Origin of the sequence: Rhodococcus sp. UNC363MFTsu5.1, from assembly GCF_000686785.1 — a bacterium.
GTDB lineage: Bacteria > Actinomycetota > Actinomycetes > Mycobacteriales > Mycobacteriaceae > Rhodococcus_G > Rhodococcus_G maanshanensis.
Genome location: NZ_JMLO01000027.1, coordinates 44,001 through 66,740, shown reverse-complemented (window position 1 = coordinate 66,740; position 22,740 = coordinate 44,001). Strand labels below are relative to the sequence as shown.

General features: G+C 68.5%; 23 protein-coding genes. 13 read left to right on the top strand and 10 right to left on the bottom strand.

What is annotated here, in order from left to right:
* Window positions 1–51 precede the first annotated feature (51 nt).
* From BR31_RS0119775 to BR31_RS29410, 3 genes are all read left to right on the top strand, one after another.
* On the top strand, window positions 52–960 hold the full coding sequence (locus tag BR31_RS0119775; RefSeq protein WP_027502486.1) for a hypothetical protein: 909 nt from the start codon (window positions 52–54) through the stop codon (window positions 958–960).
* A gap of 187 nt (window positions 961–1,147) precedes the next feature.
* Window positions 1,148–1,957 (top strand): 23S ribosomal RNA methyltransferase Erm, encoded by an 810-nt coding sequence (gene erm, locus BR31_RS0119770; protein ID WP_027502485.1) that lies wholly within the window; start codon window positions 1,148–1,150, stop codon window positions 1,955–1,957.
* Window positions 1,958–2,314: 357 nt separating this feature from the next.
* Window positions 2,315–3,688 carry a flavin-containing monooxygenase gene (locus tag BR31_RS29410; protein WP_081830596.1) on the top strand — a complete coding sequence of 458 codons (1,374 nt, stop codon included), beginning with the start codon at window positions 2,315–2,317 and terminating at the stop codon, window positions 3,686–3,688.
* Window positions 3,689–3,750: 62 nt separating this feature from the next.
* Here the strand turns inward: BR31_RS29410 and BR31_RS0119755 are convergent, their stop codons facing one another.
* Both BR31_RS0119755 and BR31_RS0119750 read right to left on the bottom strand, forming a co-directional pair.
* Entirely contained in the window at window positions 3,751–4,224 is a 474-nt protein-coding gene (locus BR31_RS0119755) for a hypothetical protein (RefSeq protein ID WP_027502484.1), read from the bottom strand.
* 33 nt (window positions 4,225–4,257) lie between these two features.
* Window positions 4,258–5,178 (bottom strand): poly(ethylene terephthalate) hydrolase family protein, encoded by a 921-nt coding sequence (locus BR31_RS0119750; protein WP_231496622.1) that lies wholly within the window; start codon window positions 5,176–5,178, stop codon window positions 4,258–4,260.
* Window positions 5,179–5,332: 154 nt separating this feature from the next.
* On the opposite strand from BR31_RS0119750, the gene BR31_RS0119745 reads away from it, so the two are divergent.
* The 3 genes from BR31_RS0119745 to BR31_RS0119735 all read left to right on the top strand — a co-directional run bounded on the left by BR31_RS0119745 (window position 5,333) and on the right by BR31_RS0119735 (window position 6,758).
* On the top strand, window positions 5,333–5,707 hold the full coding sequence (locus tag BR31_RS0119745) for a DUF4259 domain-containing protein (RefSeq protein WP_027502482.1): 375 nt from the start codon (window positions 5,333–5,335) through the stop codon (window positions 5,705–5,707).
* Complete coding sequence (locus BR31_RS0119740) at window positions 5,704–6,222, top strand: hypothetical protein (RefSeq protein WP_081830595.1); 519 nt, start codon at window positions 5,704–5,706, stop codon at window positions 6,220–6,222. The genes BR31_RS0119745 and BR31_RS0119740 overlap by 4 nt, the downstream gene beginning before the upstream one ends.
* A 71-nt stretch (window positions 6,223–6,293) precedes the next feature.
* Window positions 6,294–6,758, top strand: a complete 465-nt coding sequence (locus BR31_RS0119735) for a hypothetical protein (RefSeq protein ID WP_156042552.1) — start codon at window positions 6,294–6,296, stop codon at window positions 6,756–6,758.
* 45 nt (window positions 6,759–6,803) lie between these two features.
* Here BR31_RS0119735 and BR31_RS0119730 read toward each other — a convergent pair whose 3' ends face one another.
* A complete protein-coding gene (locus tag BR31_RS0119730) occupies window positions 6,804–7,469 on the bottom strand; it encodes a DUF6891 domain-containing protein (RefSeq protein ID WP_027502479.1) in 666 nt (221 codons plus the stop codon).
* Window positions 7,470–7,683: 214 nt separating this feature from the next.
* On the opposite strand from BR31_RS0119730, the gene BR31_RS0119725 reads away from it, so the two are divergent.
* Window positions 7,684–8,070 (top strand): HsmA family protein, encoded by a 387-nt coding sequence (locus BR31_RS0119725; RefSeq protein ID WP_027502478.1) that lies wholly within the window; start codon window positions 7,684–7,686, stop codon window positions 8,068–8,070.
* A 56-nt stretch (window positions 8,071–8,126) separates the two neighbouring features.
* Here the strand turns inward: BR31_RS0119725 and BR31_RS0119720 are convergent, their stop codons facing one another.
* The 4 genes from BR31_RS0119720 to BR31_RS0119705 form a co-directional block, all read right to left on the bottom strand.
* Window positions 8,127–8,768: a hypothetical protein gene (locus BR31_RS0119720; RefSeq protein WP_231496620.1), complete on the bottom strand. Its 642-nt coding sequence runs from the start codon at window positions 8,766–8,768 to the stop codon at window positions 8,127–8,129.
* Between the two features lie 301 nt (window positions 8,769–9,069).
* A complete protein-coding gene (locus BR31_RS0119715) occupies window positions 9,070–9,735 on the bottom strand; it encodes a class I SAM-dependent methyltransferase (protein ID WP_197023666.1) in 666 nt (221 codons plus the stop codon).
* 80 nt (window positions 9,736–9,815) lie between these two features.
* Window positions 9,816–10,847: an alpha/beta fold hydrolase gene (locus tag BR31_RS0119710; protein WP_027502475.1), complete on the bottom strand. Its 1,032-nt coding sequence runs from the start codon at window positions 10,845–10,847 to the stop codon at window positions 9,816–9,818.
* A gap of 114 nt (window positions 10,848–10,961) precedes the next feature.
* Window positions 10,962–11,549: a TetR/AcrR family transcriptional regulator gene (locus tag BR31_RS0119705; protein ID WP_027502474.1), complete on the bottom strand. Its 588-nt coding sequence runs from the start codon at window positions 11,547–11,549 to the stop codon at window positions 10,962–10,964.
* 205 nt (window positions 11,550–11,754) lie between these two features.
* Here BR31_RS0119705 and BR31_RS0119700 point away from each other — a divergent pair, with 205 nt between their 5' ends.
* Together BR31_RS0119700 and BR31_RS29405 are read left to right on the top strand one after the other, a co-directional pair.
* Window positions 11,755–13,467 carry a DUF3556 domain-containing protein gene (locus BR31_RS0119700; RefSeq protein ID WP_027502473.1) on the top strand — a complete coding sequence of 571 codons (1,713 nt, stop codon included), beginning with the start codon at window positions 11,755–11,757 and terminating at the stop codon, window positions 13,465–13,467.
* Window position 13,468: 1 nt separating this feature from the next.
* On the top strand, window positions 13,469–14,953 hold the full coding sequence (locus BR31_RS29405; RefSeq protein ID WP_051637595.1) for a phytoene desaturase family protein: 1,485 nt from the start codon (window positions 13,469–13,471) through the stop codon (window positions 14,951–14,953).
* On the opposite strand, the gene BR31_RS0119690 is transcribed toward BR31_RS29405, so the two are convergent.
* Window positions 14,917–15,558, bottom strand: a complete 642-nt coding sequence (locus BR31_RS0119690) for a hemerythrin domain-containing protein (protein WP_027502472.1) — start codon at window positions 15,556–15,558, stop codon at window positions 14,917–14,919. The two genes, BR31_RS29405 and BR31_RS0119690, sit on opposite strands and share 37 nt — an antisense overlap.
* Window positions 15,559–15,676: 118 nt before the next feature.
* On the opposite strand from BR31_RS0119690, the gene BR31_RS0119685 reads away from it, so the two are divergent.
* From BR31_RS0119685 to BR31_RS0119670, 4 genes are all read left to right on the top strand, one after another.
* Window positions 15,677–18,994: an ATP-binding protein gene (locus tag BR31_RS0119685; RefSeq protein WP_027502471.1), complete on the top strand. Its 3,318-nt coding sequence runs from the start codon at window positions 15,677–15,679 to the stop codon at window positions 18,992–18,994.
* 125 nt (window positions 18,995–19,119) lie between these two features.
* Complete coding sequence (locus BR31_RS0119680) at window positions 19,120–20,037, top strand: NADP-dependent oxidoreductase (protein ID WP_027502470.1); 918 nt, start codon at window positions 19,120–19,122, stop codon at window positions 20,035–20,037.
* Window positions 20,038–20,213: 176 nt separating this feature from the next.
* Window positions 20,214–20,588 (top strand): DUF4267 domain-containing protein, encoded by a 375-nt coding sequence (locus BR31_RS0119675; RefSeq protein ID WP_027502469.1) that lies wholly within the window; start codon window positions 20,214–20,216, stop codon window positions 20,586–20,588.
* A 144-nt stretch (window positions 20,589–20,732) separates the two neighbouring features.
* Window positions 20,733–21,617, top strand: coding sequence for an alpha/beta fold hydrolase (locus BR31_RS0119670; protein ID WP_037177381.1), 885 nt, complete (start codon window positions 20,733–20,735; stop codon window positions 21,615–21,617).
* Window positions 21,618–21,646: 29 nt separating this feature from the next.
* Here BR31_RS0119670 and BR31_RS0119665 read toward each other — a convergent pair whose 3' ends face one another.
* Window positions 21,647–21,916 carry a hypothetical protein gene (locus BR31_RS0119665; protein ID WP_027502467.1) on the bottom strand — a complete coding sequence of 90 codons (270 nt, stop codon included), beginning with the start codon at window positions 21,914–21,916 and terminating at the stop codon, window positions 21,647–21,649.
* A gap of 174 nt (window positions 21,917–22,090) precedes the next feature.
* Complete coding sequence (locus BR31_RS0119660; RefSeq protein WP_027502466.1) at window positions 22,091–22,738, bottom strand: response regulator; 648 nt, start codon at window positions 22,736–22,738, stop codon at window positions 22,091–22,093.
* Between the last annotated feature and the right edge of the window lie 2 nt (window positions 22,739–22,740).

Genomic DNA, 22,740 nt, shown 5'->3' with positions numbered 1-22,740 from the left:
GGGGCGCAACCTTGTGTGACCTCGCCCGATGGTGTTCTGGGAGGTTGACGTATGCGCGGCATGGCGTTAGTTGGTCCGGGGCATCGACGCGGAGTGACCCCCCACCGCAGGAGCGTCTCGGTACTGGCACTGGCCGGAGTGTGCATATTCTCCCTGGCCGTTACCCAGGCAGCAGGCGGCGAAGCGGCGGCGGACACCGTCGACACTGGGTTCGCGATCCCCTTCGCCGGGGCACCCGGCTACGAGCACCTGGCACCGACGCAGATGACCAGTCCGGGTCAGCTCAACCAGCCACTCGGGCAGCAAGCGGCGGACGAGATCGCCGGCCAGGTGGGGCTCAACAGGAATGACGCACTGTCCGAGGAGCAGTATCGAGACCTCATCACCGGCGGCGGAGTCGGGGGAAATCGCGAGGCCGCCGAGGTGATCGACGCATGCGCCCGGATCCTCACCAATACGAACGGCCGTCCCCTCTACTCCGACGTCGACGGCCGGCCCACACCGTCGGTCCTGGCCAGCTACGGGCTCTACGTGAATCCCAACGGGCTGCTGGAGAGTCCGGCCAACGCGGACGCGCCGACGAGGCAGGTGAACTCCCTGATCGCTCCCGGCGGCTTCGTGGGCACCTGGTTGAGGGACAACGGTGCGACCCAAACCCTGATAGCGCTCTACAGGTCGGCATACACGGTGCAGGCGGTCTATGGCTTCGCAGCACAACAGATTTCGGGCACAGCTCAACTGGTGACCAACACCAAGGGGGGAGTGAGTTCGGAGGTGGGCATGTCGATGGCGCCGCCGCTCTGGATAGTGAACTTCGCCCTGCTCTACATACTCAAGCCCTCCCTGGCGGCCGCCATGCCTGCCCACTGGGCTCCCATTCCTTCGGCGGTTGCCGACGCCATCAAGTCGAGCCCCACCGGACAGGTTCCGTTCAGCGACTATGCGTCCTACTTCCGGTGAAGACCGCGCTCGCCTAATTCCGTTGCTGCCCATCGCGCCGTTCCGTACGCTTCGTCGCGTGTATTGCCTCTGCTTCATCCGCATCCGCCATGGCCGGGCTCTGGCCCGCTAGCGGACCCCAGGTCGCGCCGGCGCGCCCAGGGCCCTTCGAGACCTTCTTCCATCTCGAAGACCCGAAAGGGCACCAGTGGCAAAGTCATTCGCACACGGAAACTACTCACACACGCAGACGAAGGCTCGAGTCAAGGGCGGACACACGCCAAGAGACCGAGCCAGGCGGGAGCTCTCGCAGAACTTCCTGACCGACGGGAACGCCGTCGACCAGGTGGTCGAGGCGGCCAGACCGGCCGGCCTCGTCCTGGAACCCGGATCCGGCAAGGGCGCGCTCACCGTCGCCCTGGCCAGAACCGGCGCCGAGGTCGTCGGCTACGAGATCGACCCGCTGCTGGCCGTCAGGCTCAAGGCCAGAACGGGGCTCGAGATCATCACGGGCGACTTCACGGCCGCGCGGCCGCCGCGTGAGCCGTTCGCGGTGGTCGGCAACATCCCCTTCTCGATCACGTCGAAGATCGTCGACTGGTGCCTGAGCGCCCCGACGCTGACATCGGCGACATTGGTCACGCAACGGGAGTATGCGCGCAAACGGTCCGGCCACTTCGGTCGCTGGAGCCTGGTCACGGTGGAGAGCTGGCCGTGGTTCACCTGGGAACTGCTCGGATGGATCGGCCGGGAGAGCTTCAGACCGGTGCCATCGGTGGACTCGGCGATCCTGCGGATCGAGCGGCGTCTCGAACCGCTGGTGGCCGGAGGGCCGGACTACCAGGACATGGTGGAGCTGGGTTTCTCGGGCGTCGGCGGGTCGTTGCACGCGTCGCTGTCCACGCGGTACGGCGGGGTGGACGCCGCCTGCGCGGAGGCGCGGATCGCCCGCGACACCGTGGTGGCGTTCGTCCATCCAGACCAGTGGATCACGTTGGCAGGACGGTTGCTTCGCTGAGCGCGCTTGTCCCGTGTTTCCGACCTATAGGAATGCGAGCCGGGGAACGGGCAGGTATGAATGTGGCGTCACTCAGTCGTGCAACGCATTTCGCTGCACCCTGGTGCGACAACCCACCCCTCGACTAAGGAGTACATCCATGGGTTCTTCGGACGAACAGCTCGGCCAGATCGGCACCATCGCAGGGACCGGCGCAGTCGGTCTCCTCGCGATCTGGGCCGGCGCCGGCCTCATCTCGATGTCGTAGCGCTCGAGCGAGTCCGCAGCCACGAGGTCCAGCCCGTCCCAGATCGGAGGCGGGCTGGACCGCTAGCAATCCTCATGCCGGCGACGGGGTCTCGTGCGAACATTGCCGCCATGCCCAGTTTTGTCACACCCCGGCGGAGCGCCTCGGCCGCCACCTCCCCGGCTCCGAACGCCGAGACCCTGCCCCGCGTGTGCGTGATCGGTGCGGGATCGTCGGGCATCGCCGCGGCCAAGGCGCTTCACGTCGCCGGGATCCCGTTCGACTGCTTCGAGCAGGGAAGCGTGATCGGCGGCAACTGGGTCTACGACAACCCGAACGGGGTGTCCGCCTGCTACGAGACCTTGGAGATCAACACGTCCTGCCCGCGGATGGCGTTCTCGGACTTCCCGATGCCGGCCGACTATCCGCCCTACGCGCGGCACGACCAGGTCCGGGCCTATTTCGAGTCCTACGTAGAGCATTTCGGGTTCCGGCACACCATCACCTTCGGCACCACCGTGGAGCAGGTCGAGCAAGCCTCGGACGGTAGGTGGGCGGTACGCACGACCGGCCCCGCAGGCGAGCGCGTGGAGAGCTACGACGCGGTGCTGGTTGCGAACGGGCACCACTGGGACGCCCGCTGGCCGGACCCGGTGCCTGGGAGCTTCACCGGCGAGCAGATCCACTCCCACGACTACCGCAGCGCCGACCAGCTCTCCGGTCGCGACGTGGTGGTCGTCGGCATGGGGAACTCGGGTCTCGACATCTCGGTCGAGGCGTCCAAGGTCGCGCGCAGCACCACGCTGTCGGTGCGGCGCAGCCACTGGGTGATGCGCAAGATGCTGCTCGGCAAACCCGCCGACCGGTTCGTGATGCCGGGCTGGCTGCCTGGCTGGGTGATCTCTGCCGGGCTCCGCGTCAGCGCCCTCACGGCCGGAGACCTGACCCGCTACGGGCTCCCGCGGCCGACGCATCGGCCCGGTCAGGCGCACCCGGTGCAGTCCGAGCAGATCCGCACGCAACTGCGCGCCGGCGCGATCAGCCCACGACCACAGATCGACCGGTTCGATGGCGACACAGTCGTTTTCGTGGACGGGACCCGGTCCCGGGCCGATCTGATCGTGTGGGCCACCGGCTACCGGGTGAGCTTTCCGTTCTTCGATCCGGCGCTCGTCGCCGCCCCCGAGAACGACCTGCCACTGTGGAAGCGAACTGTGCACCCAGACCTTCCCGGCCTGTTCTTCGTCGGGCTCCTGCAGCCGCTCGGCGCGGTGATGCCGCTCGCCGAGGCGCAGAGCGCGTGGATCGCAGAGACCCTCGCGGGCCGCTACCTGCCGCCGCCCGACGCCGAGATCCGGTCGCAGATGATCGCCGAGGACGATCGCGCCAAGCGGCGGTTCTACAACTCGCCGCGGCACACCATGGAGGTCGACTTCGAGCACTACCTCTGGAGTCTCGGGCGGGAGCGCAGGCGCGGTGCCCGCCGCGCCCGCGCCGCGCGCTGACCGCGTTCCGAGGGACACCCACCCAACGGCGCCCGGGTGCGGGCAGAAGGCCGTTGTGCGGCTCAGATCTGTGCGGATTCGGACAGGTCCTCGACGCGTGCCGGTTCACTGCCGGCGAAGGCGACGGCAACGCCATACGGTTCGCAGATCGGCAGCAAGCCTTGTGCGAAACGCATCAGCCATTCGGTGTCGGCCTCGGCGTAGAAGTTGAGTTGCGGCATGTCGACCGGAAATGCCGTCGGGTCGAACGGCTCGAGTTTCGCCGCATCGGTCGGGTCGAGTCCGAAGGTCTCCGGGTCGGCCATCAGCGCGCTGTGGAGAAAACGCAGGCCGGTCAACAGAAAGCTGTCCACATCGCCGAGCACCTCGGCGATCAGATTCAGGTCGGCGGACTGCCCGTCCGCGAGCAGCACGTTCACCTCGACTGGCGCCGCGAAGAGGGCACTGCTCACCGACTTCTGCGGAGACCAGACCGACTGGCCGTCGGGGCCGGGCTCGGCTACGAACAATCCAACGCCGGCTACGAACACGTCCACGATGTTAGGGCACCGAGGCAGGGAAACGTCGATTCACCAACCCTTGACCGCAGTCCCGTCCCACCGTGGATCGGCGAGCAGTTCCGGTGCCGGACCGACGAAGGCGCGCGCGGCGTCGGTGTCGCCGTTGAGGGTGAAGCGCAGCCACGCCGTGAGGTAGCCGCGGAATCCGCCTCCGTCGGTAGGCCAGTTGTGACCCACTCCCAGCAGGCGGCCGCGGGCCGCGGGTCCCGGGCTCTGGGCGTGATATGCGGCCTGCGGAAGGGCCGTCGAGACCGGATCCTCGGCCCCGGTCAGGAAGAACACCGGACCTGTCAGTCGAGCCACGTCGATCACGTCGACGGGCCGACTGGCCCACCAGGGGTCGGGCAGGTCGAGCACCGCGGTCGAGGTGATGAGTCCATCGGAGTCGGTGCTGGCATTGATCGACCCCCCGGCGCCCTGCGAATGCCCGACGGCGGCGACGTGGGCGACGTCGATGCGATCGTGAAAGATGCTCTCCTGGTTGTCGTTCTGCGCCAGGATGTAGCGCGCTGCTGCCAGGATCTCGGTCCCGTCGCCGGTGACGCTGCTGTCGGCGATCACCACGACGAAGCCCCAGGAGGCCAGGTGGCGGAGCAACTCCTCGTACTGCTCGTAGGTCGCGTAGCTTCCGTTGCCAAAGGTGACCACCGGATGGCGGTCGGGGCTGGTGGCGATGTCGGCGGGGTGGAACACCTGGTATCCGGGCACCGCAAGCGAGGTGACGGCGTGGCTGCCGGCGGCCGCGTAGCGCTCGCTGACGGATTGCCGTTCCTGAGCAGCGGGGGCCGTCGGCGCCGTCGGAGCTGCGGCGGGAACCGACGCGAGGGCCGGTGCGGAGAATCCGGACGCCATCGGCATCGCGATGATCGCGGCGAGGAGCAGCGTCCGGGTGTGTCGGGTGGCGGGCAGCAGGGGGCGTCGTAACGGCACGAGCCCCACCATACCCAGCGTCACGTAGCCTGCGGCACTGCCTGGATCTCCGTTGCCTGTGACCAGATCGCCCGGGCCCGCCCGTCGATCGGCGGAACGTCGGCGCTGTCTGGTTCGATATCGCCAGAATCGGACACAGGAGGGTGTGGACAGCATGGGGACCTGGGGCAGCGGCAATTTCGACGACGACACTGCAGCCGATCATCTCTCGGACCTGACCGGCCGGCTCGTCGACGAGGTCGCCAAGGCGATGTCCGGCGACCCGGTCGAGATCGAGCCGGACGAGTACTGGGGCGTCGCGGTGCCCTGCAACCTGGAGTTGCTCCACCTGATCGCGCAGCAGCCCTACGTCGGGGTCAACCTGCCCGACCCGGAGATCATCGCCGCCTGGAAGGACCGGTTCCTGGCCGTCTGGGACGGGGCGATCGACGGGCTGGAGCCCAAGGCGGACCACAAGGAGCGGCGACGCGAGGTCCTCGTGCGGACCTTCGACCAACTGGCTGAGGTGGCGGCGAGGAGCGAGGGATGACTGATCATCTCGATGCTGGTTTGAGGGATGCTGATGGACAGCTGGCTCCCCGGGCCCTTGTGATTGCGCATGACAACTACCACGCGGCATTTGTCGGGACGACGGTTGACGGCCTTCAGTTCTTTGTCACGACTCCGTTTGCTTCGGCGATCGATGGCGTGACAGGGGCCGAGTTCGCAGCCAGATACCTGTTCGATGCGGTTGGGGTGCTAGTGGATTCGACGATTGTTCCACTGGGAACCCGACCAGGGGATGGTGTGCTTCCCGGTAACGTCGCGCACTTCGACGAGCAGGGGAGTGCAGTCGAGCGCCTGCTCGCGGAGATCCAACCCGTTTCGTTTTGCGACATCACCGTCGCCCCGTTTTCCGTCATGGCGCACGGGCACGAGTTCGGGTTGATCCTTCACGGACCGGATTCCGAGGACGACCATGAGTGGTACTGGAATGTCACGGTCGAACCGGGCGACTTCATGGCCTTCTACGCCCCGTGGGACGACGGAGACTATGACACTTAGCCCGGTGGGCATGATGGGCGAGGCAGCCCTGGCACCGTTCGAGCGCTGATACGACGCGTCTAGATTGACGAGTGCGGCCGACGCGCCGTGCAGAGGAGGGTGAAATGGCAGGCGGCTTTCCCGTGTTCCGGCTTTTCACCGCCGCATCCGGGAGCGCGGTCCTCGTCAGATTTCGGATGCCGGACTTTTCGTCCACGAACGCTGACAGTGAAGACCATGCGGACAACCAGGCCGACCGCATCACCCGGGACCTGCTCGACGCCTTGCCTTCCGGGTGCGGACCGTTCACCTTCGTCGGCGCGCTCGAGGGATATCCGGTCGGCGACGTCCTCTTCGACGACAGCGTGACATCCGCCGAGCTCTGCTGGGCGTCAACTCGATACGGACCCGCGTGGCTGGTTCTCGGAACCGCAGTCGACGAATCGAGCTTCTGGCGCCTCGTGAACGACGACGATGAGCTCAATGCGCTGGGAGCCCACGGGCCTGTGACACGCCAACACGCCACCATCATCGGAACGCTCACCCAAACCATCTGAAGCTCGTTGGTCCTCCTCTCGTGAGCTGAGCGTTGCCCAATCGCGCTACGGCTCGATCGGGGCGTACCAGTCGGCGTTCTTGAGCAGCACCCGCGTGCCCAGGTCACGGTTCCACTCCGGCTCGATGCCGTGCCGCCGGAAGACGGGAAACATCACGTCGTCGAGCAGGCGCGTCACGTCGGCCGTGTAGAGGCTCTCCTTCGCGTCGTCGCCGAGCGCGTCGTAGGCGGCCTCATCGAAGTCCTCGGACGGGAAAGCGCCGTAGCCGATGTAGGTTTCGCCGTCCTCGACGAGACGGTCGGTGTCCTGCTGGTGGAAGTACGCGTAGCCCTTCCAATGGCGGCTGTCGTCACGCTCGTCCCAGATCTCGCCGGACGCGCAGGTGCCGCAGCAGGAGAAGTCCACGCGGGCGACCACGCCATTGGCATTGAGCTCCTCGAACGCGGCGATCGTGCGGGAGGTGTACGCGCCGATCTCCGTCTGCTGGCGCAGCCGGGCGGTGCGGAGCGCGGCGAACGCCGCCCCGAGCTGCTCCTCGGTGAGGTCGTAGTCCTCGCCGTAGGTGTCGATGAAATCGTCGACGTCGTCTCGGCCGGTGATGAGCTGATCCCAGATCTGCCGGGTCAGCTCAGCGCGGTCGTCCTCGTCGACGGGCAGGTCGGGCAGGGTGGCGTAGGGCGGGATCGTGTTCGGGTTCGACAACGCGCTCACAGCGCGACCTCCGGATATCGAGCGGAACCGGGCAAATCGCCCGGCAGGGACGATGGTAACTTCCGCCGATCCACGGATCGGTACGTAGGCCACGACATGAATCGCGCTTGGAGTTCCCTTTCTCAGAGTCTTGGAACGGCTGCGATTTGTTCGTTCTGAGCCGATGGTGGCGAGGCGGCGCGGATCGGCAACAAGCCCCGGCTAGTCTCGGGACATGCTGGCCACCGCGATCATCGTCATCACGTTTGCCCTGGTCTTCTACTCCATCGGTGTGTGGTCGGAACGCATCCAAAAGACCCTGAAGTGGTGGCATGCCGGCGCCTTCGCGCTCGGCCTGGTCTGCGACGCCACCGGAACCTTCCTGATGAGCCAAATCTCCGACGAGTCATCGGAAACCGGCACATCCACCTTCGACCAGATCATGATCGTGACCGGAGCGTTGGCGATCGTGCTCATGGCCATTCATCTGGTGTGGGCCGTCATTGTCCTGCTCCGCGATCGCCCCTCCGAGAAGGCGAAGTTCCACCAGTTCAGCCTGGTCGTGTGGACGATCTGGCTCGTGCCCTACTTCACGGGGGCCGTCGGCGCCATGACCGGCTAGCTGTACCTCAGTGGTCGGTGGGTTCTGCTGCGCCAGTGGTCTATTCGGACTGGCGCTCAGGCACGTCGTTCTGGTCGGAGCGCCCGATGTGCCATCTGAACGATGAGCGACTTCGGGGGCTGCCACACGTCCCGGTCCTCGAATGGCCAGGCGTAGGTCAGGGCTCCGTCGCGGATACAGTCCAGCAGACCCGGCGCTGCGAGCTCGTGAGATGACCACTCATACAGTTGCTGCACCCTTGGGATGATCACCCCGTAATCGAGCAGTCGGCCGAAGCCGAGCTCGGCATCGAGGTAGGACCGCACCCCCTCGCCGAGTGGGTACTCGTCCGGCAGCACGCGGGACAGCTGCAGGAAGATCCCGGTCATGCCCAGTCTCGGGTCACCGAGGAACGGGGCGAGGGGGCGCAGCCATCCGAGCGAGATTCGGGGGGCCGCGACGAGGGCGTGGCTGTACAGGACACGGCAGAGCACGACGTTCATGAAGAAGCGCTCGGCCTCGTTCTCGGCCGCCGCCTGGTCGCGGTGCTCGAGGTAGGCGGCGACCACGCTCCCGTTGTGCGCCCGATACCAGGCCCGCGCGGTCGGGTAGTCAGCGAAGGACATCCAGAAGTCAACCGTCCGCGAGGAGGTCGGCCCGGTGAAGCCCCCGCTCAGGGCCACCGCCTCACACCCGTCACGAAGGATGCGCTCGTTCACTGCACGCCACCATGGACTGCCGGGATGGTCGCTGGACAGTGGCTGCAGCAAACCTCGCCGGAGTTGCCATCGCATGAACGACATAGCCGCCCGTCGGAACGGGAGATGCCGAGGGGCCTTGCCGTACGGGCCGTAGTAGCAGCGCTGCATGAGCGCGATCCGGCCTGCCGGATCGTCGCGCACAGAAGCGATCTGCTGCTCGGCCCAGGCCGCGGCAGTAGCCCCGGAACCCACATCAACATGATCGCACGCGCCACTAGGGCTGGATCTCATCGCTCGCAGTTCACTGCGATGCCCCGCGTCACGCCTTCGCGGTGCCGGCGATGTGAGTGTTGAACGGAAGGAACGGGGTGTGAACCCGGTAGCGGTCTACGGCGACCTTCTCGAACCCGGCGGCACGCACGGAATGCTCCAGGTCTCGTTCGCACGAGCAGCCCTCGAAGGTCCAGGCCCACGGACGACGAAGGATCCGTTGCGCGGCACGGGTCGGTGTGCCGCTCCTGGCCACGACGTGTTCGACGAAGCGGAAGGTGCCACCGGGGCGAAGGATGCGCCGGATTTCGGTGAGCACTGCCACTGGATCCTGAACCGAGCAGAGCACGAGCGAGGAGATCACGGTGTCGACACTGTGGTCGGGGAGTCCCGTCTGCTCGGCCGTACGCTCGCGCAGGTCGAGCTTCACGCTGTGGCGGCGCGCTGCGGCGTGCAGCCGGCCGTGCATGTACCGGTTCGGTTCGATGGCGACGAGGGCGCCGCCGGCCGGGAGGTAGCGGAGGTTGGCGCCGACACCGGGCCCGATCTCGACGACCTCGCGCGGAAGCCCGGCGAACACGCGTCGTTTGCGTGGGCGGAGGTTCCACTCCAAATACGGGCCCATGACCTTGAAGAATGCGGCATTGAACCGGCCCCGGCCGCCGTGCGTCTCGAAGCCGGTCGCTGACTGGGTGGTGGTAGTCCTGTCGATCATGTCTGCTCCCACGGTGTCTCGTTGCTGTTGATCTCACAACGATGCGCGACACCGTCAGGCCTGTCAGGCGTGGAACTACCTCACTCCGCCGAATCCGGCCGGTCGCGCCGGGCGGCGTACCACGCGGCAATCTGGGCTCGCGAGTGGAACCCGAGGCGTAGGCGGATCCGTTCGACATGCCCCTCGGCGGACCGTTCATCGATGCCCAGCCGCGCGGCGAGCTCGCGGTTCGTGCACCCGTCGCTGATCAGCGCCGCGACCTCGCTCTGCCGGGCGGTCAACGTTCGGGCGCCCCGCCGCGCGGCGCGCAGGCCGAGGAAGCGGCGAACCGTCGCCACAAGCGCGTCGGCGTCACCCGCGTACGGCAGATGGGAGCGGCCGGGCAGCACCGTGAGCTGCGCACCGGCGATGCCGTCGGCGAGTGCTGCGGCCTGCTCGACGGGAGCCGCCCGGTCGTGGGCTCGGTGCACCACCAACGTCGGGGTGCGCACCTGAGCGAGGAGGTCGCTGACATCGAGCTCGTAGCTCATCGCCAGAAGCGCCCTGGCCGTAGCGGCGGTCGAGCAGGCCCGCTGGTAGCGACCGAACTTCCCGCGCGCCGTGGCACCGACGTCGGGAGCGAAGATCTCGGTGAGCACGTCCGAGCCGAGTCCCCAATGCGACTCGACCAGCCCGAGGACGTGCTCGCGCACGCTGGGCGGGGAAATGCTCGCGCCGGACACCCAGCCGCCGTAGAGCACCATCCGACGGACGGTGTCCGGGTGCGCTGCCGCCCATGCCACCGCGACCAATGCGCCCATCGAGGTGCCGATCAGGTCGAAGGGCTCCGGACCGAGGTTCGCGGCGACCGCGGCAAGTTGATCGAGCTCGTATGCCATCGACGGCGGCCGTGTCGACGGCGCCGACAGCCCACATCCGGCGCGGTCGTAACGCACCAGCCGACAGCCCTGCGCCAGACTTTCGTAGAACGTCCGCTCCTCTGGCAGCTCCCAGCTCAGCTGCAGATGACTGAGCCAGCCGGAGACGTATACCAGCGGCCGGCCGGCGCCGATCGAGGCGTACGCCAGGCTGTTGCCGTCGGTCGTCGTCAGCTGACCGAAGCGTTGCTGCACGCCTTCATTTTGCAAGGTGGCCTGCGCTGCAGCAACGGTCAGCAGTGCCGGCGCCTGACCCGCGTGCAAAGACGCCTCCGACTGTTCGGCGCCGGGCACAGCCGGACTCGGCCGTCAGGTCGGGGGAGTGAACACGGGATCCAGATAGGTCTGCAGGTAGCTCGTCAGCGCGTCACGGTCGTCCACGTCGACGGCCGAACCAGGGGTGCCCACCAGGGAGACGAGCATCCGGATCAGCCACTCCGCCGCTCCGGTCAGGTCCAGATCCTCGCGGACGAGTCCACGCTCCCGGGCGTCGCGCATCCGGTCCACCCAGAAGTCGGAGAGTTGCGCGACCACGTCCTGGGCGTAGGTCCCCATGATCTCGGCGTACTCATGTGGTTCCCGGGTGGACAGGTCAACCGCCAAGGGGCCGAGCGGTTCCTGTCGGGACAGCACGACGGCCTCGGTCAGCATCGCCGCCACGCTGTCCTGACGCTCGATCCGATGGGCGGCATCCGCCCAGAAGTCCGCGCCCCGGCGGATCAGCGCCGCCGACAGCAGTGCCGGCTTGTCGGGAAAGAACCGGTACAGGTAGGCGCGGCTGACGCCCGCCTCCTGGGCCACGGCGCGCACGGTGGTGCGGCGGATCCCGTCGCGTGCCAGGCACACCTCGGCGGCGTCGAGGATGCGGTCGCGCACGGTATTGGAGTGGGGGGTCATCTCCGCCCGATCGTAGGACACGTCCGAGGCGGAATCGCATCTTAGTCCGGCGGGCCCGGGTGTTCAGGGCGATGAAAATGTTCTTGTAGGCACTTGTGGAGAAGTGTCTACAAAGCCTATCTTCGGCGGTCAGGACCGGCCACCCATAGGCCCGGTCGCCAACCGAACCGGCATGCGCCGGTTCGGTCAATGGTTCGGAGGACGCATGGGATTCCTGCAACCGGTGGAACCGGACGTCGACGCTGACGAGTTGCGCCGCGGCGACCGGCCCGTCCAGATGCGCATCCTGTCCGAGAATTTCCTCTCCCGGGGCTTCGGGACGCCCGACGTGGTGTACGTGGGTTATCTCGTCAAGATCGCGCTGTTCGTCCTCGGCGGCGCGCTGTTCGCGATGAGCACGCCAGGAGTGGACGGGCTCCTCGACGTGGGGCAGTGGTGGGCGCTGCCGGTGGTCTGGCAGAAGGTCGTGCTGTGGTGCATCCTTTTCGAGATCACCGGGCTGGGTTGCGGTTTCGGGCCTTTGAACCTGCGCTTCCTGCCGCCACTCGGCTCCTTCCTCTACTGGTTGCGACCCGGAACCATCCGGTTGCCTCCGTGGTCGGGGCGGGTTCCGTTCACCTCCGGTAGCCGGCGCGGCATCGCCGACGTCGTGCTGTACGTCGCCCTACTCGTCTCGTTGGTGGTGGCACTGCTCTCGCCGACCGCGCCCGGCACCGGACAGCTGCCCTGGCAGAAGGTGGCGGTCGTGCTGGTGGTGCTCGGTCTCGTCGGACTGCGCGACCAGACGATCTTCCTTGCCGCCCGCGCGGAGGTCTACGGGGCGATCGCCGTGACCTTCCTGCTCCCGTTCCCCGACTCCATGGTCGTCGCCAAGTTCGTGCTGCTGTGCATCTGGTGGGGAGCGGCGATCTCGAAGGTCAACGTGCACTTCCCGTCGGTCGTGCAGGCCATGGAAGCGAACAGCCCGTTGTGGCGCACCAAGCGCGTCAAGCACCTGTTCACCCGTTCGTATCCCGAGGACCTGCGTCCGTCCGCGCTCTCGAAGCTGCTTGCCCACGGCGGCACCGTGATCGAGTTCTTCGTTCCCCTGGTGCTGATCTGCTCGGGCGGCGGCACCGTCACGACCGTCGCCGCCATCGTGATGATCCTGTTCCATCTGCACATCATCGTGACGATCCCGATGGGGACGCCGCTGGAGTGGAACGTATTCATGATCTTCGCCGTACTGGTGCTGTTCGTGAACCATGCCGACCTGGGTGTGAGCGACCTCGCTCATCCCGTCGTCCTGCTGATCCCCGCCGTCAGCTTCCTTTTCGTGATTCTGGGCAATCTCTTCCCGCGGCGGATCTCCTTCCTGTTCGGCATGCGCTACTACGCAGGCAACTGGGACACGTCGGTGTGGTGCCTCTCGCCGACCGGTGAGCAGAAGTTGACCGACAACACGATTCGCGCGGCGATGCTGCCGCACCGACAGTTGGAGAAGATCTACGGCGGCGAGGACCAGGCCCGGGTCACCCGGCTCACCGGCTTCGCGTTCCGCGCGATCCACACCCACGGTCGGGCGCACGCTGCCCTGCTGCCCCGACTCGTCGGGGATCGGCCAGGGGTGAACTATGTGGAACTCGACGGGGAGACGGCGGCAGGAGTCCTGCTCGGTTGGAACTTCGGCGACGGCCACCTGCATTCCGAGCAACTGGTCGCGGCGCTGCAGGACCGGTGCAACTTCGAACCGGGTGACCTGCGAGTGCTCGTCCTGGATGCCCAGCCGATCCACCGGCAGACCCAGGCGTACCGCCTGTTGGACGCCGCCACAGGGGAATTCGAGCGGGGCACCGTGCGGGTCGCGGACATGGTCAACCGCCAACCCTGGGCCGCAGACATGCCGGTGCAGGTCGCCGGCGGCGGTCGGGATTGCTGACATGACGCGCTCGAGGACCGCCGTCGTGGTCGGATCCGGGCCCAATGGGTTGGCGGCTGCCGTCCGACTGGCCGGTCACGGACTGAAGGTGCAGGTGCTGGAGGCCGCCGACACGCCGGGCGGTGGGGCCCGCACGAGTGAGCTGACGGTGCCGGGCCTGCTGCACGACGTCTGTTCGGCGGTGCACCCCTTCGGCGTCGCCTCGCCGTATCTGGCGTCCCTTCCGCTTGTCGAGCACGGATTGCGGTGGCGGTGGCCCGAGGTGGACCTCGTGCATCCCCTCCAAGACGGTTCGGCCGGCGTGCTGGTGGGCGACGTGGACCGCACCGCAGCCGGGATGGGGGTCGACCGGAACGCCTGGAGACGGGTGTTCGGACCGATCGCGACGCGTTTCGACGACCTCGCCCCCGACGTGCTCGGTCCGCTGTTGCGGGTGCCCTCACATCCGGTGGCGCTGGCCGGGTTCGGCCTGCGGGCAGGGCTCCCCGCGACCGTGCTGACGAAGGCGTTCCGGACGCCGCAGGCGCGGGCGCTGCTCATGGGGTGCGCGGCGCACTTGTTCCAACCCCTGAACCGGCCGCTGTCGGCCTCCGTGGGCGTGATGCTGGTGGCCGCCGGTCATCGGCACGGGTGGCCGGTGGCCGAGGGCGGGTCGCAGGCGATCACGTCGGCGCTCGCGTCGGTGCTGGCCGAGCGTGGCGGGACGATCGAGTGCAACGCACCCGTCACCTCGCTCGCGGATCTGCCCGGGGCCGACGTGACCCTGTTCGACACGACCCCGCGAGCGGTCGCCGAGATCCTCGGCGACCGGCTCGGCGGGCGACGCGCGCGCCGGTATCGCTCGTTCGCGTTCGGTCCGGCCGCCTTCAAGGTGGATATTTCCGTGCGGCAAGGGATCCCGTGGACCAACGAGTCTGCGCGCAGGGCAGGCACCGTGCACCTGGGCGGCGACGCCGGCGAGGTCGCGGCCGCCGAGGCCGCCGTGGTTGCCGGCCGGATGCCGGAGCGGCCGTTCGTGCTCGTCGGACAGCAGTACCTGGCCGATCCGACCAGATCGGTCGACGGAGTGCACCCGATCTGGGCCTATGCGCACGTTCCTGCCGGGTACGAGGGGGACGCCACCGAGGTCGTGCTCGACCAGATCGAGTCCTACGCACCCGGCTTCCGCAGCCGGATCGTCGCCGCGCACTCCACGAGTGCGACCGGGTACGAGAGCTACAACCCCAACTATGTGGGCGGCGACATCGGGGGAGGTGCCAACACGCCGCTGCAGATGATCGGTCGCCCCCTGTTCGCCGCCGACCCGTACGCGACCGGCGTGGACGGGATGTACCTGTGCTCGGCCTCCACCCCACCGGGCGCCGGCGTGCACGGTATGTGTGGAGCCGGCGCCGCGGCGAGCGCGCTACGCAGCCTGGGCATTTCGGTGACCCCGCTCGGGAGGCAGGGTCAGGCCGCGCGGACGCGGCGGATGTGGCGGGCGTAGCGGGGGCGACCGATGACATGCCACACGGCGCGTACCGGTGCGGGGAGGGCGCCGAGGAGCGTGACGCGCTCGGTAGGGTTCGCGTCCTCCAGGACGAGCCCGAAGAGCGTGAGCAAGGTGAGCTTGGGCGTGTTCGCCACCAGGTGCTCACCCAGGGAAGCCCATTCCTTCTCGGTGATGTGCTCGGCCGCGAGCGGAAGAAGGGTGGCCTCCTCGTCGTCGAGGTGTTCGAGCAGGACCGCCCGGTGATCGGACAGGGCCGCTACCAGGGTGTCGCGCTCGTCGGCTCCTGCGCTGGCCTCCCACGCCGGGACCGCGGCGTCCAGCCTGGCCAGCGTGGCTTCGACGCGCTCGTGCTGGGTCTGCATGCGCAGGACGATGTCCGCCTCCAGATCGACCCGGGACAGCAGCGGCGGCCACAGCAGCTCGTCCTCGCCCTCGTGGTGGTTCTTCAGTCCCAGCCGGTAATCGCGGAAGTGGTCGGCGATCACCGTGGCGCGGGCGGTGTCACCGGGGGCGACCGCCGCGACGAGCTCTTTCAGCAACCGCGACTCGCGGCGGAAGGCGCGGTGGACGATCTCCATGTCCTGGGTGTTGACGCTCATCTGTTCCTGCCCTTCAACGGTTTTGTTCGATGTGTACGAGACTGCTCCCGGGGGTTTGGAAGGCACTAGGAGTCGACTTGGAACGGTTGACGCAACCGTGCGTACGATGTGCCACGTCATGGTCTTGATCCGGGTATTGGGCTCGTTCGCGGCTGAGGCCTGCGGCGAACCCGTTCCGCTCGGCGGACCGCGACAGCGCGGTGTGCTGGCCCTGCTGGTGGCCGCTCGCGGCCAGGTCGTGCCGGTCGACCGGATGGTCGAGGACCTGTGGCGCGGCGAAGCGCCGTCGCGCGCTCTGGCGTCGTTGCAGGCGTACGTGTCCAACCTGCGCCGCCTGCTGGAACCCGCCCGCCCGCCGCGGACCCCGGCCCGCCTGCTGGTGAGCGCGTCGCCCGGATACGCGTTGCGGCTGCCGCAGGAGGCGGTGGACGCATGGCGCTTCGAGCAGCTGCTCGACGAGGCCCGCACGCTCGCCGATCCCCGTGACGCTCGCGTCCGGCTGGACGAGGCGTTGGCGTTGTGGCGGGGACCGGCGTTCGCCGAGGTCGCCGACGAGCCGTGGGTCGTCGCCGAGACCGCCCGGCTGGGCGAGCTGCGCCTGGTCGCCCGCGAACTCCACACCGCGGCGGGACTGCGGCTCGGCCACCCCGCGACGGTGGTGCCCGAGACGGAGCGCCTCACTCGCGACAATCCCCTGCGCGAGGAGGGCTGGCGCTTGCACGCCCTCGCGCTGTGGAGCAGCGGTCGCCAGGCCGACGCCCTGACCGCGCTCCGCCGCGCCCGCGCCACCTTCGCCGACGAGCTGGGCCTCGACCCCGGCCCGGATCTGGTGGCGCTGGAAGAGGCGATACTCACCCAGCGCACGGACGTCCTCCGTGCGGCCGTCCCGTCGCCTCCGGCAGATCCGCCCCGGCACCGGGCCACGGTCTCCTCGCCTTCGGCAGATCCGGCCTTGCCCAGGGGCGCCGTGCTGCCGCCGCCGGAAAACCAGCCCGGCGCAACAACATTCGTGGGACGGGCGGGCGAGCTTTCGGAGCTGCTGGCGGCCGCAGGGCAGGCCGTCGCGCAGGGGGCACGCGTCGCGCTCGTCACCGGGGAGGCGGGGCTCGGCAAGTCGGCGCTGCTGGAGCAGCTCGGTGCGCGGCTCGCGCAGGACGGGTGGCTCGTGGCCGCCGGGCGTTGTCCCGACATGGACAGCGCGCCGCCCGCGTGGGCGTGGGTCGAGGTCCTGCGGCAGGTGGCCGGGACCGTTCCGCCAGGGGAGTTCGCCGCGGACCTGGCACCGTTGCTCTCCGACTCCGCGGCGGTGAACGGTGACGCGGCGGCCGGGCGGTTCCGGCTGCGGCGGGCCGTGTGGGCCTGGCTCTCGGCGGCCGCCGCCGACCGTCCGGTCGCCGTCGTCCTGGACGACCTGCACTGGGCGGACGCCGCCACACTGGAGCTGCTCGGCGGCGGCGTCGACGTGCGCGCCCCGATCTTGGTCGTCGCGGCGTACCGCGCGGACGAGAGCGAGCGCCTCACCGAATCGCTCGGGTCCCTCGCCCGCACCGCGCCTCTGCGGCTGGATCTGCCCGGATTGAATGGCACGGCCGTCGCCGAGCTCGTCCGCGCCGAGTGCGAGGCCGACGACACGACCGTGGCCGGGATCGCCGAGCGGACCGGCGGCAACCCGTTCTATGTGCGGGAGAGCGCGCGGCTGCTGAACGGCGAGGGCGCGCTGATCGCGCTCTCCGAGGTCCCCGAAGGCGTACGGGATGTGCTGCGACGCAGGTTCGCCCGGCTACCCGAGAGCGGCGTGTCCGTCCTGCGGCTGGCGGCCGTGGCCGGCAGGGAGAGCTCGGTGGACGTACTCGTGCGGGCGGCCGACACGGACGAGGACGGCGTGCTGGACGCGCTGGACGCTGGCGTCATCGCCGGGTTGCTCGAGGAGCCAGGGCCCGGGCGCGTCCGGTTCGTGCACGCGCTGGTCCGGGACACGCTGATCACCGATGTCAGCCGGGTGCGAATCACCAGGATGCACACCCGGATCGCCGCGGCCTTGGAGGGCACCGGCGACGTCGCGGCCCTCGCCCATCACCATGCGCGGGCGGGATCACCGAAGGCCGTCGGCTATTGCGTGCGGGCCGCCGAGCTGGCAGAGGCACGCTACGCCAATGATGTGGCGGCCGCGCTCCTCACCGACGCCGTCACCAACTCCAGTGACCCGGACGAACGCGTCGGTCTGCTCGGCAGGTTGCTGCGCGCACAGGTCAGGGCCGGGTCCTTCGCCGCGGCCAGGGCTACGCGCGAGCAGGCCGTGGCGTACGCCGAGTCGCTCGGGCGCGACGACCTGATGATCGCCGCGTTCACCGCCTGGACCGAGCCCACCCCCTGGCAGGCCCGCACCTACGGCACGGTCGACCGTCCCATCGTCGACCGCCTCAACCGCCTGCTCGCGCGGACCGGCCTCACTCCCGACGTGCGGTCCCACCTCCTCATCGCCTACGCCCACGAGCTGGTCGGCGAGGACGATCCGACGGTCATGGAGGCGGGGCGGGAAGCCCTCGACCTCGCCACCGATCACCGCCTCCGGGCCGCGGCGCTGCTGGTCCTGGCCCGCGGTACCGGGCGGGAAGAGTACTCCCGCGAGCTGGTGCAAACCGGCGTCGAGCACGACCTGCCCGTCTACCGCGTGACCGGACTGCTCAGCCAGGCCGCGAACGCCGCCGCGGCCAATGACCCGGCGACCATGCGCCGCGTGACGGGGGAGGCACTCGATCTCGCCCGCGCCTACCGAATGCCCGAGGCGATCGGGGCCGCCGAGATCGCGCTGGCGACACTGGTTCTCATCGAGGGTAGGTACGCCGACGCCGAGCCCCGCTACGCCGAGGCCACCGAACGCATGGAACGCGCCGGATCGGTGCACGCCGCGGGCTTCCTCCGCCTCGCGCAGGCGGCGATCTGGATCAATGACGGCACGCTCGGCGACCACCTGGACGACGTGCGATCTCATCATGAGGCGCTCGGCCCGATGGTCGCCGACCTGCTCACGCTCGCCCTCCACGCCGCCGGGCGCGGCGACGAGGCGCATCGGGCCCGCACGTCACCGACCCCGATCCGGCCCGACTTCTTCTTCACCTTCCTGACCAGCCTGCGCGCGATGGCGATCATCGCCTCGGACGACCGCGACGCTGCCGAGCAGATCTACGCGGACCTGCTTCCCCACCGAGACGGTCCCCCGGCGGGCGCGGAGAGCCTGTCGCTGGCGCTGCGCCCGGTCGCCCACACGCTCGGCGAACTCGCCCTCCTCCTCGGCCGCGACGACGAGGCCGCCGCACACTTCGCCAAGGCCGCCATCATCGCCGACAAGTGGGACGCCCACCACTGGTCCGCAGACGCCCGAGCACGCGCCGATCATGCTCTCGGCGTTCATGTTTCGCCACGGCAGAACCACTGAAAGCGCGATCGACGGCGGAGCGCCTCGGCCCGCCGCTTCGAGCGTTCCAAGTCGGCTCCAAGTGCCTTCCAAAACCCGGGAGCAGTCTCGACCTCATCAGAACAGCACTGATTGAGGAGCGAAACATGAGCACACCCACCTTCCGGGCCGCCGTCGTCCGCACGCCGAGCGGACCCGACTCGATCGAGATCATCGATGTCCCCCTCGCCGAGCCCGGCCCCGGCGAGGTCCGGGTCGCGGTCGCGGCCGCGCCGGTCAACCCCACCGACCTCGGTGTCGTGGGCGGTTTCTTCCACGAGCTGGGCATGATCAACCAGCCAGACCACACCGGCCTGGGCTGGGACTTCGCCGGCACCGTCCTCGCCGCCGGTCCGGGCGTGGACCTGGCTGTCGGGACTCGGGTTGCCGGTGTCGTCCTCGGTTTCGACCGCGATTTCGGCACCTATGCCGAACAACTCGTGGTGCCCACCGCCGATCTCGCGGTGGTGCCCGACGGGCTCGACCTGGTCGCGGCCTCGACGGTGCCGCTCAACGGCTTGGGTGCGGCGCAGATCGTCGATCTGCTCGGCGACGCGCCCACCGACGGCAATCGGTTGCTGGTGACCGGTGCGGCCGGCGCGATCGGGGCCAACGTGGCCTCGATCGCACCCGATCGGGGCTGGCAGGTGACCGGTCTGGCCCGAGCCGCGGACGAGCAGTTCGTACGGGGCCTCGGCGCCGACTTCGTCACGGACGCCGGGCCGGGCTGGGACGCGGTCGTCGACACCACGTCCCAGCAGGTGTGGGGCCTGACCCCGGTCCGCGACGGCGGAGCCTTCGTCGGCGTCCGGCCCAACCTGGTGCCCGCGGCCGAGCGGGGGATCACGGTGAACGTACTGGTGACGCAGTCGGACGGCCCTCGTTTGGGGCAGCTGCTGGCCCGCGTCGCGTCCGGCCGGTTGCCGACCCGAGTACATGCTGTCCTGCCGTTGGCCCAGGCCGCCGACGCCCACCGGGCCATGGCCATGGGCGGGACGCGCGGTCGCTACGTGCTCGAGCCCTGACCTACCCGGCCACCGTGAACCGCCGTCGTTCCGGACGGCATGGACCTGGTCGAGGCTGCGGCGGTGCCGCTCAACGTCACCGCCGCAGCCCCGCTCGTCGACCTCCTAGGTGAGGCCTGCACGAGATCCGCGACAACCACTTCGCCCAAAGACTCCCTCAACGGACAGGACTGCTGATGCTCACCGCCATTGCCACTGTTCTCGCCGGCCTGCTCGGTGCGGCCCTCATCTTCATGGGAGGGAGCGCTTTTACGACGCCGCAGGCCGCCGCCGGTTTCGGTATTCCCGACACACCGGCCGACGACCCCGCCTTCCAGCACTGGCTGCGCGTGAAAGGTATGCGCGAGATCGCGTGTGGGGTTTCGATCTTCGTTCTGATGCTCGTTGCGACGACATCGGTATTGGGTTGGTACGTGATGGTGCTCGCCGCGATACCCGCAGGAGATGCGGTGGTCGTGCTGCGCAGCGGTGGACCGAAGGCCACCGCGTACGGCGTCCACGGCGCAACGGCGTTGGTCATGCTGGCGACCAGTATCGGACTCCTGGTCTGACTCGCCGTCGAGATCCCATCCCGACCAGGAGGCTCCGCGGGGCGTGTTCCGCCGAGGTGGTCATGGAGGGCCGCCCGGGACCGATGAGTTACGGCCGCGGAACTGGTCTCTTCTTGCGAGAGATGAAACCGCAGAGGAGTCGACATGCCGCTTCAGGTTGAACGATCGCCCGAGCACCTGGTCACCGTCGGTGACGTCGACCTGTGTGTGTCCACATTCGGGGACCGGCGGCGGCCGCCGGTGCTGCTGCCGTGCACATCGAGGCTGTTCTGGGAAGAGCGGTTCTGCGACCGGCTTGCCGTCGCCGGCCGGTTCGTCCTGCGGTATGACATCCGCGACACCGGCCGGTCGACCGCCTATGCGACGGGCTCTCCCGGCTACAGCCTCCGTGACTTGGTCTCGGACATCATCGGACTGATGGATGTCTTCGAACTTCCGCGAGCTCATCTGGTGGGCTTCTCCGTGGCCGGATGGATCTGTCAGCTTGCCGCGCTCGACCACCCCGACCGTGTGTCGGCACTGACCCTGATCAACACCCGTCCGACGTCCCCGGGCCCGGCGGATTCGGATCTGCCCGAACACTCGGACCGGGTCATGGAGTTCTTCACCAAGGCACGCGACCCGGACTGGTCCGACCGGGCGGCGGTGATCGATTACGTCGTCGAACTGGCCCGGATACGAGCGGGCGCACACGGATTCGACGAACAGCAGTCGCGGCAGCAGACGAGCCGAATGGTCGACCGCACCACCAACATGGCCTCCAGCATGCGCAACCTGGCGTTTGTCGAGTCGGGCGACCGCTGGCGGGAGCGTCTGGGCGACATCGCCGTGCCGACCCTCGTCGTCCACGGCACCGATGACCCGTTCTTTCCGTACGGCAACGGACAGGCCATGGCTCGCGAGATCCCCGGCGCCGACCTGCTTTCCCTGAACGGCATCGGCCACGAGCTGCCGGCCACCGCCTGGGAGCAACTGCTCCCCGCCATGCTGGTGCTCCAGCCGGAATCCGTGATCGACGAAGGTCGGTAGGTCGTCAGCTTCACCACCCACCCATGGGGTCACAAATCGTGTGGAATACAGGCTAGTAGCGGCTCGCCGGTGAGCAGCCTGCACAGCAGGTCAAACGGAGCCAGGGCCACACTGTTCGCGAGGTCGGTGGATCCGGAGTTTTGGCCGTCGTGCGGGTAGAAGAAGTCGGCGCTGCCGGAACTGCTGCCGGCCCAGGGGACAGGGAGGGCCGGATCTTCGAGGGGCGCGGCCGATGCCGAAGTCACGGTGCCGAGGGCGATCGTTGCGCTGGCCAACGCAACGATGATGGAACGCTTCACGATGATCCCCCTGTGCTAGTGCTGTATCGACGCCGAGTGACGCCGTGGAGAACCATATAGATCGCTCGTCCAGTCGGTGGCTGATTCGGCCACGTCGGCTGCATCGAGAATCCCGTTGCGCGACGCTCCTCGAACGTGGTTGGCCCCGTGTCGAACCTGCTGATCCAGCCGCGATCACGTGGTGACGAAACCCGATTCGTAGGCCAGGATGACGGCTTGGGTCCGGTCGCGTACTTCGAGCTTGGCCAGTACCGCGCTGACGTGTGATTTGACGGTTTCGGCGCCGACGAACATCTGCGCGGCGATCTCGGCATTGGACAGGCCGCGTGTCATCAATCGCAGCACGGTCAACTCGCGCTCGGTGAGCGCTGCGCGATCGAGCTGGTCACGGGCGGGACTGTTGCCGTGGCCGGCGGCCAGCGCCCGGACGGTGGCGGGGTACAGCAGGGAATCTCCTTCGGCGACGGTGCGCACCGCATTGGCGATCTCGGCGGGGCGGGCACGCTTGAGCAAGAATCCATCCGCGCCAGCCCGCAACGCCCGGTAGACGTATTCGTCGTTCTCGAAGGTCGTGACGATCAGGATCTTCGGTGGCGCCGGAACTGTCCGCAGGATCGCGCGCGTCGTGTCGATCCCGTCCATCAACGGCATCCGCACATCCATCGCGATCACCGCCGGCTGCAACCGCCGGAGCAGCGGAATCGCGGCGGCCCCGTCCCCGGCTTCGCCGACGACCTCGATATCCGGCTGCGCGTCGAGGATCGCTCGCAGGCCCGCACGGGCGAGCGGTTCGTCGTCGACCAGCAGCACGGTGATCGGCACCG